Genomic DNA, 12,449 nt, shown 5'->3' with positions numbered 1-12,449 from the left:
GACATGGCGGATGAGAACAACCAGGGTGCCGGACGCGGGCGTAAGTCGCTTCCGGTGACGAGCGAGCTCGTACACCAGCCGGCGTACCCGCAGTACTCCGGCTCGGCACGGACTGAGCCGCCGATCGATGCCGAGTGGTGGGAGGACGATCAGGCCCATTCTTCCGGCCCCGGCTGGGGCGAGCAGGCACGGGGGTTCTTCAACACCCGTGCGCAGCGGCGGCGCGATGAACAGTCGCGCCGCCGCGCGGCGGCCCGCAAGACAATGAACGATCGCAAGGATCTGAGCGAGCGGGAAGAGCTGAAGCTGCTCCGCGAGAACATCCAGGCCGCGGGCGAGCAGTATATGGAGTCGCTGCGGAAGTCGGACATCCTCGTGCCGGGGTTCAACGACAACGAGCGCACCGAGAAGCTCAGCGCGATGCACCGGGTCTACGGCCAGATGATGGTCACGAGCGCAATGCGTCCGCTGCAGGAGGGCGTCAATACGGCCTCCGTGGTCCGGGTGATGTCGACGCTCTCGGCGATGTACCTCATGTCACCGACGTTCCGTCAGGTCGTGAAGGACAAGGCCGCACCGGTCAAGGCCTCGATCCAGGAACGGATCGACCAGATGGCCCAGAAGACGCATGACTGGGCCGCTGGCCAGGCCGACTGGCGGAACCAGAGCATCCGGGAGCAGAACGATCTGCGTGCCGCGCGGGGCAAGAAGCTGATCAAGGAGGCTCGGGCCGAAGATTACGTGTCGAAGCGGTGGCAGAAGCGCTATGACGACCTGAAGTTCCGGGAGCGCGGGCATCGTGAGATGTTCACGCCGCGCTCGGCGGGAATGACCGAGGTCGCGCTCACCGAGAACGCGTTCTCGGCGCTCCGGCAGCCTGGTGCACAGGCTGAAGAGATCATGGACAGCTACAACACCATGATCAGCCGTCTGTACCGGCAGTGCGATGAGGACGGCCTGGCCCGCGAGGAAGTCGCAGAGTCGTCCCGGGTCGTGCTGGGCGAGCGGATGCGCGAGGATCCTCGTGTCCAGGTGATGGTTGATGGCTTCAGCCACGGTGCCCAGCGCATGTCTCCTCCGCATGAGGAGCGGATCGCCGGGACAGATCAGGTCCAGCGCGTCTGGCGTGGCGATTACCAGGACTACACGGGCAGGCCCGTGGATCCGACCAGGTATCAGGACACGCCGACCGGACCGCGAGTGGTCGGTGCATTCACGCTCCGGTCGCAGATGGGTGCCGAGGAGCACAAGGACCGCATGGGCGGGGTCATGGCAATGACCATGTCGGAGGCTGCGGCCCGTGGTGACATGAACGCCTTCAACCAGGACCTGGCCGGCTACATGCTCGGCTGCATGGCCCGCGTTCAGGAGGTCGACGGCGAGGGGCTGGCCGGCGTGATGCCGGAGCGGCTCTTCCAAGGGCGCACGATGCGGGCCACCATGACCGCGGATGGGATGGGGGTGGAACAGCAGCGCCAGCAGTACTCGTTCGCCTATATGGACGCGCTGGATGCGGTCAACGAGGCGTATCCCGAGTTCGTACAGCAGTGGCACGCACAGTACGGCGAGAAGTTCCAGCAGTTCTCGACGAGGGTGGCTGCTTTTCCTGCCGAGGCCTACAAGGCGTGGGCGTCGCGCGAGCGGGGCGCAGCCAGCCGGCAGCAGAGCCGCCAGGCGGGTGAGCCGGTCCCGGAGCCGGCGGCCGATCATGAGTACCAGCCCTGAGCCGGATGACACCAATGACGAAGGAGGGACGGGGACTTGACTGAATCACGAGCACGGAAACAGCTCGCCACCACGGCTGGCCGCACGATGGGCCAGACGGGTGTGTCGAAGAACGGCAAGCGACTCGAGAGGGGAACGCCCAAGGTCGAGGCCGAACAGCGCGAGCAGAGAGGACTGGGGAAGAAGGTCCTCGCAGGAGCGGGCAAGGGCGCGATCGAGGGCGCGGGTCAGGGGTCGACCGTCGGTTCGGCGGTCCCGGGCCTCGGCACGGTGTCCGTGGGCGCCGCTGGCGGTGTGGCCGGCGCGGTGCTGGGTGCGAAGGCGGCGCGCGCCGAGACGGTACAGGAGCAGCACGAAAAGGGCGAGTGCATCTCGGACGCGGTTGCGCAGGCCACGAACGAACGGGCTGTCCGGGGGCTCCCGGCAACAGGTGCAGTCGCGCAGGGATTCGGCAATACGTCCCCGGGTGCCCAGGCAGCATGGGCAGGGCAACATTCTGCCCTGGAGGGCTCGATGTCGGCGCGCGATGCCGCCCAGTCCGTAAAGGCCCGGCATCAGGCTGCATCAAGGGCCCGTGACTACATGCCGTCGATCCCGATCGAGCAGCCGGTCGAGGACAACATCTGCGAGATGGAGGGCTGAGCACCATGAGCGGTCAGCAGCAGAGGGGCGGACTCCCGAGGGAGTCCCAGGTCGCCGGTGGCTTCGGATTTGTGACGGTCGAGGACCGCCAGAAGTGGGAGCAGGCCCGGCAGCTCCAGCACAGGCCGGAGTCGGCAGCGAAGGCCTTCGTGAAGGGGTTCATGTCGGGGGTCACGGAGTATCGGAGCAAGCTCAACGACGCCCGCCTTCGGGCCGAGCAGCAGGAAGCGGTCAAGGAGGAGCACGAAAAGATGCATGAAAAGACCGTCCGGCGGACGATCAAGGATGCCGAGACGGTCGACATTGAGCAGCGCGACCTGCGGGACCAGTTGGACCCGGGCTTCGAGTTCTGAGCCAAGCCCAGGCGTCGGATGAATGGCATCTCGAATCAACGACTAGACGAGTCGAGAGGCCATTCGGATAGACTGGTTTACAAGGCGAAGAGAGAGGTTTCGAGGAACGCCGTGCAGCGAGGGACTCGAAACAAGTCAGGATAGAGAGTAGGGCAGCACGTATGAGCATGGCGATGACCGCAGAACAGCAACGCATCTCGAAACGGGAGTTCATTGCCCGAGTGGCGGCGCGCAGTGGGTGGCCGATCAAAACGGTCAGCTCGATCTACGAGGGGATCTTCGGCGAGCTGACCGAAGCGGTCTCGCAGGGCGAGACGGTCGTGCTGACGCGATTCGGCCGCTTCTATCGACAGGCACACAAGGGGCACAAGGTCCGATTTGGCAAGCAGGACATCGACGACTATTCGGTACTGAAGTTCTCCGCCTCGCCCAGCGTGAACCGCCATCTCGACGGTGAGGACGTCGATGACGAGTTGATTAGACGACAACCTGGAGGAGTCGGACTCTCCGCGAGATAAACGACGGCTTGTCGGAGTGTGACAATCCGGGCGGAGCAAAAAAACGAGATCCCCGGGTGCATCTGCACCCGGGGATCTCTATGTGTTGGGACGAAAGGCTGGTCAGTCGTCGGAGATGACCATGATCAGGATGAAGATGAGCACCAGCGGTCCGAGCATGATGGCGGCCGCCGCCATGATGTGATCGAGCCCCCAGGGTGACTGCAGCCAGGTCGTGAACTCAGTCCACAGGCGGGTGACGGTGGAGGTGATCCAGGCGAAGAAGCCGGTTGCCCAGCCGACAAGCGTGCCAACGCTGATGCCGCCGATGATGCAGAGTGCGATGATCCGGCGCGTGGTGTTCGCGACAGCGACTCCGCGGCGAATGGTGTGAAACATGAGAACTCCTCGTCTGCCCGGAATCCGAATCAGGCTATTCTCCTATTGAATCGTCTTTTAGACTAATCCACGAGAGAGACAGATAGATGAACAGAAAGCCCAGACGTGACCATATGAATGGTCGAGTCTGGGCTTTATGCTGGCGAACGGGAGTAGTGGCAGGTCGTGGAAGGTGGCCGATCTTCGATCAGGCCGTCTGCAGGAGTTCCAGTTCTACCTGGAGCTGCTTGATCTTTGCATCTCGCGCGGAGCTTGCATGGTCGGAAATGATCCGGTGGGCAAGCCTTCGGCATTCGGCAGGCGAGGCGTCGAGGAACAGCGAAGGAATTTCCATCCGGGTTCCTGTGGGCTCGCCGGCCTTGAAATTGAATGGCGTCAAGAATCGTCGACTGCCTTCGGAGCTGAACCTTGCAAGCGAATAGCAGGCGCGGCGTGCCCACCTGAGCTGGTCCGGAACGATGACTTCGGGGCTTTCGGGAACGTACAGAAGGCCGTGGCGGCGGAGCACCTCCCTTACGGCGGTAGCCCTGTCTTTCAGATCTTTCCAGAGCAGTACGTGGAGGTTCCACGCGCACTGTTCGATGGGACTCGTTACTTCTGCGGGCGAAGTGTAGGTGGCCGGCATGATCGGTACCTCTTTCTCTGCAGGCCCAGCCTCTCTGGCAGGGTAGGCGGGATTGGTGGTCAGAATCTTGTTGGCAATTAGCGGAGACGAGAAAGCCCCTGACCTCGGAGGCAGCCCAGGGTCAGAGGCTTGTGTTTGAGCCGGCGTCCATCAGCTCAACGGAGTTGCCGTAAAGGCGGAAGGTGCCGCCTGAGGCGACGATGGTTGATGCAGGCACAGAGCCTCGCTTTCGGCTGGTAAGAGTCGAAAGTGGAAGGGCACCAACACAGGGCCACCGGGAATCCCCGGTGGCCCTGTGTTGGTGCGGCAGCGCCGATCAGGCGGTGACGAGCGCAGCCGCGTCCTTCTTGAGGGTGTCCTCGGTCTCCTCATCGAGAAGATCGGGGTCGACGCCGGCAGCGCGTGCGGCGTTCTGGATGTCGCGCTTGGTGAGCAGGTTGACGATCTGCTCGTAGCTCGACTCGATCGGCGGGTTCTTCACCGTGCCGTAGGAGAGGATGTACTCCGTCTTCTTGGCGCGGGTGAAGGCGACATAGAACTCGCGGCGCGATGCCTGCGACATCTTGGTGTCTTCCTTGTGCAGGATCACGACGTTGTCGAATTCCATGCCCTTGGCACCGTGGATGGTCGAGACGAGCAGATCGGCACCCGACTCGGCGTTCTTCTCCTTGCGCTCACGGTTCGCCTGGTTGGTCAGGCTCTGCCGCACCGCGTTGTGTCGGATCTCGAACGAGAGCAGGTTGTCCCGCAGACGTTCGAAGAACTCCTTGTAGGACAGCGAGCCCTGCATGCAGAGCTGCTCCCAGCCACGGATGGCCGGAGCGTTCTCAGTCCACCACTTGGAGACCATGCGGAGCACGGCCTGCTCGACCTTCTTGTTTCCGGCGTTGCGCGTGAGCTTGTCCAGGTTGTCCTTGATGCCCTGGACCACCACGAAGGCGGCGTTGGCGGGCTGGACCTGGAGGACATCGTTCCAGAAGTTCTTGATGTACTTCGAGAAGATGTCGGTCGAGAAGACCTTCTCGCTCACGAGCGAGGCGACGTGCCGCTGCGGGTACTTCTGCTGAAGCGCCTGCTGGATGATCGCGACCTCGATACGGGAGTAGGCCAGGAAGCAGACCTGCTCACCGCGGGCCAGGCAGTCGTCGACGTACCGGAAGATGGTGTTCATCACGATGCTGCTCAGCTCTTCGCTGATGAAGCCGCGCAGCTTGGGCGCCGCACGGTAGTCGAGCGTGACCTTCTCCTGGAAGCTTTTCGCCGTAGGCACGGCGAGCGAGTTCGCCTGCAGCTGGATACCAGCGATCTGGTTGGTCTCCAGGTCGCCGAGAACGACGTTGGCGAAGTCCAGGATCTCCTGGTTGCTCCGATAGTTCGTCGTGAGCTTGAAGGTCGAGAAGACCCCCGAGCCCTCCAATGTGTTGAGCGCGCGCGGGTTCGCCGAGCGGAACTCGTACAGGGTCTGGCTGGCGTCGCCGACGATGAACAGGGACTGGGCGTGCTTGGTGATGTACTTCAGCACGTAGATGAACTCGAAGATCGAGTTATCCTGCACCTCGTCGATGATCAGGTACTTGCTCTGCACGTGAGCCGGCTCTTGCATCGAGTCGATCCGCTGGTAGGCGATGATGATCTCCAGCTCGAGGGACGTCTGCTTGATCGTGTCGAGCAGCGACATCATCTCGTCGAAGTGGTTCTCGATGTATGTGTTCAGCGAGGTGAACGCGCCTGTTTTGTTCTGGGCGACCTCCATCAGGCGCATGCGCAGCCCGGCAGCGAAGTTGTCCGTCGGGTAGAAGATGTCGATCGAGTTGATGATCGTGTCGATGCTCGACAGCTCATGCGTCGGGTGATTCAGCTTGTAGATGTCGTTGATCATCCGGGCGATGGTCATCGAGCCGACGTTCGGATTCTTCGCTGTGATGTTGTCGGCCGCCGCGTTGGTGAACGACAGTACGGTCACGTCGGAGGCGGGCACCCCACAGGCTTCGAGGTACTTGATGCGCTCCAGGATCACCGAGCTGTTGTGCGTGACCAAGTAGTCCTTGGTTACGTACAAGGAGTCCTCGGCCTCAACCGTGATGCAGCGCATCGGAACAGAGTCCATGCGTTCAGCCTTCTTCAGGGCTCGCCGGGTCGGTCGCACTGTGCCAGAGACGTTGCCGGCGTGTCGGGCCGCGAAGAACGGGTCGGCGTCATGCAGGTTGATGATCCAGTAATCGCCACGAGAGTGCTTGTTCAATTGCTTGGTGGCGGACAGGCCGAGGGACCATAGCAGCTGGAGTACGTCGTCGGCAAGTTGCTCGCTGACCGTCGAGTACTGGGCGTATCCCCGACCGGTGCGGGTCCGACCATCACCGTCGAAGAGGCCCCGCAGAAGCCACTGACGCTGTTCGACATTCGAGACAAGATATTCGTTTGGAATGAACTTCTCATTCGATTTCACGTTGAGCCTCAAGGAACGCAGGCGCTCTTTCAGCTCACTGCGGTGTACATCGTCTTCGGAGTGCTTGAACTTCCACTGGCGCGCCGTAGAAGTGGCGCAGGTGGTCTCGTACATCACGAACCCGTCGCGGCTGGCGGCTTCATAGACGGCCTCGATGACGGGCTGCTCCGACTTGGTGTAACCCGCGCGCTCGTGAAGGGAACCGTCAGCGATCAGTGCCCCGAGAAAGTAGGGATCCAGCGGCAGATCCTGTTCGTTGAACTCCACGGGCTCGACGACCGGCAGGTAGTACTTGTCCTTCGATGGTGAGTCGATCCACTCCTGGGTGCTCTTGACCCGTGTCTGGACACCGGTCCGGGACTGGTTGTGCAGTGTCCAGAGGTGCTCATTACACACCCGGGTCGACGAGCCGTCACGGAATGTGAGTTCATAGCCGTTGAGCAGACCGCGCTCGTGCACGTGGGTCACCTTGGTGGGCTTGCCGTTGGAGCCGACGACAAAGTCGCCGACTTTGAGGTCGCCCATGGGAACCCAGCCGTGCGGGGTGAGCACAGGTTCGTCGAGAGGCTGGGCTTTGCCTGTGCCGGCACCGGCCTGCATCATCACCAGAGGCTCATGCGTGGTGACGCCGGAGAGCTGCTGGTGCGAGAGCTCCGGACGCAACGCCGGAGGCGTCAGCGGCTGGGGCGGCGTGTTGAGCTGCGGCTTCATGCCCTCGAGGTGTGAGAGCGTGTGGCTCATCAGCAGATTCAAGTTCTGCTTTGAGAGCGCCGCCGCGATGCCTTCGGAGAACACTGCCTCAATCTTCTTGTGGATCGAGCGGTAGGCCTCGAGCGGGACGTTGTAGGTCTCCAGGTACCGCAGCTGCAGCGCAAGCGCGTTGAGCAGCTGGTCCGCCGGGTTCGACGGAAGACCGTCGATGTAGGCGTTCACCTCATCGGCGATGCCTTCGGAGTCCCAGATCTCGGCCTGCCAAGCGATACGGTCGTGGACATTGAAGCCGTTCGTCAGCCAGTCGGCCAGCGCATCGGGGTTCTGGTGCGTCAGGCCCGCGCCGCGGAGCACCTCGACGATGTAGGCGTAAGCATGGCCCATGGGATCGGTGTCCCAATTGAGAAATACCGCAGCGTCATGGTTGCGGGGCCCCGTCGTGGCCGAGACGATCGGCACGCGCACCGGCTCGGCAGTGCCCTTCTTCACGAAGAACAGCTCCATCCGGTACTGGACGATGAAGTCGCGGGAGATGGCGGTGCCACCGGTGCTGGACTTGCCGTTGGCGTCCTCGAAGAGCCTCGCGCCCTGCGGGGTCATGTCGAAGAACACGTCCCAGTCGTTCGAGCCGGTCTCGATGATGCAGCGGTCGCCCGCCTGCGGGGTCGCGATCGTGAACGAGCCACCGGCCTCGGTCAGCGCGCTGCGCAGCAGCGGCGCAAACGGCAGGGACACGACTGTGATGCCGTGCTGGGTCGTGCTGGCCTTCTTCGTGATGTGGTCGATCGCCAGAGCGCTGTAGGCGGTGTTGACGGCCTTGTCGGCGGGGCGCAGCTCGCTGTGGAGCAGCCCGGTCTTGTGCTTGCCGTTGCCGGTGAGCTTCGAGGAGAAGAACTTGGGGTCCACGGTCTTGGTCGTGGCCTGAGCCGTGGTGAGATCGATGTCGTCGAGCAAGAGAGGCATGGTGCGCGCTTTCTGAATCGGAGTGAGTGGAGATTGACTGATGTGCCGCATAACCCCGATAGGTGATGCGAAAGGCGATTTGATACCCATTCTCCCCACTCGGACATGAGCAGAGCAATGCGTATCTGACAGGACATGAAAGAGTCCATGAAAGAGCTGTCGTCTGAGACGAAGAAGGCCACCGACTGTCGATCGAACAGCCGATGGCCTTGCTTCCTCTGTGCTCTCCCAGGTATCACCCGTCGGGGCCGTGAGGCCCCGAACACCGCGCGCCGGAGGCAGCGCGCGGTGATCCACACTCGGATCTTGCCGGCTACTCCCCTGCGTTGCCGGCTGCGCCATTGACTACGGCAGCGACGGTCACCTGCGGCGTGGCCTGGGCTGAGAGCAGCCGATCCTCGATCCAAGTGCGGATCGCACGCCCGGCCGGCCGTGCGCCGTGCTCACGGACGAAGGTCTGCTCGACCAACGCCGTGAGCTCATCCACGGGGATGTCCATCGGTAGCGCCTGGGCGAGCCGTGGCCGGGCGTCGATGATCCGCTCGCGCTGCTGTGCGTAGTGCGAAGCGAGGATCTGGATGTAGATCTGCTCGTCGATCGGGTTGAAACCGACTACCAGCGAGAAGCGGCCCAGCAGCTCAGCATCGAAGAACTGCGCCAGCGCCGTGTTGAGGCTACGGTGAGAGACGGTCTTCGGACCAACACTGAAGCCTGTCTGCTTGCCGTCGAGCGACTCGCGCGCGGCGTTGGTCGTCGCGATGACGAGCGCCTTGGAGAAGTCGATCCTCTTTCCGCGGGCCGTGGTGATGAAGCCTTCGTCCAAGGCCTGCAGGAACAGACGCTGGACCGCGCGGTCCGCCTTCTCGAACTCGTCGAGCAGGATCACGCGGTGCGGGTTGGACTCGAGCGAGTCGAACGGCAGCTCGGCGTTCGAGTTCGAGCCGATGTAGCCGGGAGGGGCCCCGACGATCCGGGACATCGACGACTCGTGGTGGAATTCGGTCATGTTCAGGATGATCGGTTCCTGTCCGGTCATCTGCTCGGCGATGATCTTCGCGGTCGCTGTCTTGCCGACACCGGAAGCGCCGGCGAACAGCCATGCGATCGGCACTGTGCGGGGGAAGACGTTCAGCTCTTCGCGTGCGACGCGGTCGATAAGGGTGTCGAGGATCAAGTCCTGACCCTTCAGACGCTGCGACAGTGTCGCAGCGAGATCCGAGACATCGAAGCTGTGCTTCATGGTGTTGCCGGTGAGCATGCGCCGGGCGACATCCGTGACACGGGCTTCGGTGAGGGGCACGCACTGGATCGCCTGCAGCGCCTGCACGGTGGCAGTGTCGCCGGCAGCCTGCGCCGTGGCGAGGAGTCGCTTCTGCTCGAGGACGCGATCGGCCATCGCCCGGTCCAGCAGGGTGATGGCGTTGTCGGGCCGGTGGGAGCCGGAACCGGAGTTCACGTTCTCGTCGGCGATCCGGACGATGGTCGTGAGCACGTCATCGGAGATGCTGATCTGATGTGCGTAGTGCGCGAGCAGGCCCGGACGGACCTTGCCGAGGACCTCGACGGTCTGCTCGGGTGTGATCTCGTCGACGACCAGCCGCGAGAAGCGCCGCTTGAACGCCGGATCGTCGTCCAGCGTGCGGGCTTCCTGCGTCGTCGTCGCGCCGATGACCTGCATGTCCCCGCGCGCCATCGCGGGCTTGAGAATCTGTGCGATCTTCCCGTAGGTACCGCTCTCGGAGCCGCTGGTGAGCTGATGCACCTCGTCCATGAACAGGATGACCTTGTTCTTGGGGTCCGAGGCGTAGTCGACGATCGACTTCACCTTCTGCTCGAGTGCCCCGACGAGCGAAGAGCCCGCGACCAGGTTCGAGAGCGGCAGCTCAAAGACCGTGTGGTGCTTCAGCTGGTCCGGGATGAGCGTGTCGCCGAGGGCGATGCGCCGGGCGATGTCCTCGACGATCTTGGTCTTGCCGACGCCGGCGGGGCCGACGAGAAGCGCATTCGGCTTGGTCTTGCCGATGAGGACAGACAGCAGCTGTTCGATGAGCCGGTCGCGGAAGAGCGTCGGCTCGGCGTTGACGAAGCGCTCGTTGTAGTTCACGAGCATCTCTTCGGCCGCGGCTGCGTCGTCAGGCTGGCCACCACCCATGGGCATGCCGGGGATCGGGAAACCGGGAGGGAACGCAGGCCCGCCGCCGGAGCCGTTGGACGAAGATGCGTCGTCGTCAGTACGACCGGTGAAGTTGGACAGACCCACGGGATTCTCCTTGAGAGGTTGGACGCTCGTATCAGAGCGTCGAGTGAAAGATTCGTCGGTAATGGAGTGGGAACGGCGGCGCTGTCGGGAAGGACAACGCTGCCGTTCAGGTGACTGATCAGACGATCATCCCGAGCAGGCGCTGCGGGACGGTCGGGTCGATGTGATTCATCGCCTTGGCGAAGTGCTTCGCAGAGCGGACCATCGAATCCCAATCCATGGCCCCGCACGGGGCGTAGTAGAGGTTCTTCGGGTGGTCCGCGCGAGTGCTCGGGACGCGCCACTCGAAGTCGGTGATGACCAGGCTCAGCCGGCGCTTGCGGACCGCGCTGGCATTGATGTAGTCCCAGATCTGCTTGTAGTCCGTTCCGCCGTCCACCTTGGGGACCTTGCGGAACTCCTGCCAGATCTGCGTGACCGACTTGTTCTCCACCTTCAGCAGCGTCTCCTGGGAGAGCACATTGCTGAACGAGTTGAAGTAGAGATTCACGTTGAGCTTCTTGGCGATCTTGATGAGCATCAGGACCGCCTCCTGATAGTTCGCCTCGGTGATTGAGCCGGAGGTATCCACGTAGATATGGATGTCCGGCATGTAGCTCACCGAGGTGATCCGGCCAGGCTTGTTGTAGTCGTCCGGGTCACGGCGGTTCGCCTTCAGGAACGTGGTCTTCGACTTCCGGAAGATGTTCTGAGAACGGTTGACCTTGCCCATCCGCTTCAACACCCGGGTGAGTGCTGCGAACAGATAGAGCTTCGTCGGAGCCTGCTTGCGGAACACGACCTGAGCCGAGCGTGTCGCCGGCGCGCCTGCCTGCTGGGTGGCGGCCTGCGCCTGGGCACGGGCGGTTGCACGGTGCATCGCGGTGAGCTTCGACAGGTTCTTGTTCGAGACCACCTTCACTGGAGACGCCAGGGACTTGTTGATGATGCCCCACTCGGCGGTCACCTTGCCGGGGCGTGCCCGGGCATGGGCCTCGACGTTCACGAACACCAGCGACTTCGGGCAGAAAAGCTCACCCACGGTGAATGGCAGAACGCCGGAGGTTGCCGGTGTGCCGCCGGGCTGGGCCTGCTGCACATTCTGCTGCTCGACGTACTGCATGAGCAGGTGCACGACGAGGCGGGCGAACGAGAGCTCCTCGTTGTTGTCGGTGTCGTCCTGGCGCAGCAGCAGCGACTCGGTGAGACTCTTGAGCTCGAGAGCTGCGAAGTCGCCGAGCAGCTTGATCGTCCCAGCGGGCAGCGCTGCGCCGATCGTCTGCAGCTGCTGTGCAAGCCACGCCTTGAAGTCATCGAATGCGGCTTCGGACTGGAACCAGAACCCCAGCGTGTCGGGGTGGTAGGCGTAGGCGAGAGAGGCGAAGAACAGATCGGCGTCGGTGGAGCCAGACAGCAGCCCCTTGGCGCTGGGGATCACGTCCTCGCGCGCGGTGTAGACGACCTTGCCCGGCACAGGGGCCGGAAGCTTGTGCTTCCGGCCGGCCTGTGCGGCGAAGAGCTCCCCCACCGGCAGCGGGGTCGTCTGGTCGTAGTTGACCATCGTCTGGCCGAGCAGCTCCTTCATGAAGTCTTCGGCCCCGGGCACCAGGGTGTCACTGAGACACGCCAGCAGTGCCTGCTCGATCCCGCCGCTGAGGTCGTGCCCCCTGGCGTCGGTGATGTTCGCAGGGGTTGCGGGGTTCAGCGGCGTACGCAGCGGATCCGCGATCGCGCTCGTGATCGCCGGCATCGGATCATAGGTGCCCGTGCAGGTGATCGTGTGGACCGGATCGAGCACTGCCGGCTTCTGGTTGGTGACGGTGATCGTCATGATGGCGGTCCTCTCCTT

General features: G+C 63.1%; 9 protein-coding genes. 4 read left to right on the top strand and 5 right to left on the bottom strand.

What is annotated here, in order from left to right; translation table 11 throughout:
* Positions 1-3: 3 nt before the first annotated feature.
* The 4 genes from QRN59_RS10335 (at position 4) to QRN59_RS10320 (ending at position 3,238) form a co-directional block, all read left to right on the top strand.
* Positions 4-1,725 carry a hypothetical protein gene (locus QRN59_RS10335; RefSeq protein WP_284982422.1) on the top strand — a complete coding sequence of 574 codons (1,722 nt, stop codon included), beginning with the start codon at positions 4-6 and terminating at the stop codon, positions 1,723-1,725.
* Between the two features lie 36 nt (positions 1,726-1,761).
* Positions 1,762-2,367, top strand: a complete 606-nt coding sequence (locus QRN59_RS10330; RefSeq protein WP_284982421.1) for a hypothetical protein — start codon at positions 1,762-1,764, stop codon at positions 2,365-2,367.
* A gap of 5 nt (positions 2,368-2,372) precedes the next feature.
* On the top strand, positions 2,373-2,720 hold the full coding sequence (locus tag QRN59_RS10325; RefSeq protein ID WP_284982420.1) for a hypothetical protein: 348 nt from the start codon (positions 2,373-2,375) through the stop codon (positions 2,718-2,720).
* Positions 2,721-2,893: 173 nt separating this feature from the next.
* The gene (locus QRN59_RS10320) at positions 2,894-3,238 is read left to right on the top strand and encodes an HU family DNA-binding protein (RefSeq protein ID WP_284982419.1); all 345 of its coding nucleotides are present in this window, start codon (positions 2,894-2,896) and stop codon (positions 3,236-3,238) included.
* Between the two features lie 102 nt (positions 3,239-3,340).
* Here the strand turns inward: QRN59_RS10320 and QRN59_RS10315 are convergent, their stop codons facing one another.
* From QRN59_RS10315 to QRN59_RS10295, 5 genes are all read right to left on the bottom strand, one after another.
* Positions 3,341-3,616 (bottom strand): hypothetical protein, encoded by a 276-nt coding sequence (locus tag QRN59_RS10315; RefSeq protein ID WP_284982418.1) that lies wholly within the window; start codon positions 3,614-3,616, stop codon positions 3,341-3,343.
* A 187-nt stretch (positions 3,617-3,803) separates the two neighbouring features.
* Entirely contained in the window at positions 3,804-4,241 is a 438-nt protein-coding gene (locus QRN59_RS10310; RefSeq protein WP_284982417.1) for a hypothetical protein, read from the bottom strand.
* 316 nt (positions 4,242-4,557) lie between these two features.
* On the bottom strand, positions 4,558-8,361 hold the full coding sequence (locus tag QRN59_RS10305; protein ID WP_284982416.1) for a 3'-5' exonuclease: 3,804 nt from the start codon (positions 8,359-8,361) through the stop codon (positions 4,558-4,560).
* Between the two features lie 313 nt (positions 8,362-8,674).
* Entirely contained in the window at positions 8,675-10,621 is a 1,947-nt protein-coding gene (locus tag QRN59_RS10300) for an AAA family ATPase (RefSeq protein ID WP_284982415.1), read from the bottom strand.
* Between the two features lie 118 nt (positions 10,622-10,739).
* A complete protein-coding gene (locus QRN59_RS10295; RefSeq protein ID WP_284982414.1) occupies positions 10,740-12,431 on the bottom strand; it encodes a vWA domain-containing protein in 1,692 nt (563 codons plus the stop codon).
* Positions 12,432-12,449 lie beyond the last annotated feature (18 nt).

It is taken from the genome of Arthrobacter sp. efr-133-TYG-118 (genome assembly GCF_030209755.1).
In the GTDB taxonomy this organism is placed as follows: Bacteria; Actinomycetota; Actinomycetes; order Actinomycetales; family Micrococcaceae; genus Arthrobacter.
Note: the sequence above shows the minus strand (reverse complement) of the source record. Positions and strands in the feature narration are given on the sequence as shown.

What these genes read in the sequence shown, in the direction of transcription:
- QRN59_RS10295 (WP_284982414.1), bottom strand. Translation starts at nt 12,431, where the DNA reads ATGACGATCACCGTCACCAACCAGAAGCCGGCAGTGCTCGATCCGGTC.
- QRN59_RS10325 (WP_284982420.1), top strand. Translation starts at nt 2,373, where the DNA reads ATGAGCGGTCAGCAGCAGAGGGGCGGACTCCCGAGGGAGTCCCAGGTC.
- QRN59_RS10320 (WP_284982419.1), top strand. Translation starts at nt 2,894, where the DNA reads ATGACCGCAGAACAGCAACGCATCTCGAAACGGGAGTTCATTGCCCGA.
- QRN59_RS10335 (WP_284982422.1), top strand. Translation starts at nt 4, where the DNA reads ATGGCGGATGAGAACAACCAGGGTGCCGGACGCGGGCGTAAGTCGCTT.
- QRN59_RS10315 (WP_284982418.1), bottom strand. Translation starts at nt 3,616, where the DNA reads ATGTTTCACACCATTCGCCGCGGAGTCGCTGTCGCGAACACCACGCGC.
- QRN59_RS10305 (WP_284982416.1), bottom strand. Translation starts at nt 8,361, where the DNA reads ATGCCTCTCTTGCTCGACGACATCGATCTCACCACGGCTCAGGCCACG.
- QRN59_RS10310 (WP_284982417.1), bottom strand. Translation starts at nt 4,241, where the DNA reads ATGCCGGCCACCTACACTTCGCCCGCAGAAGTAACGAGTCCCATCGAA.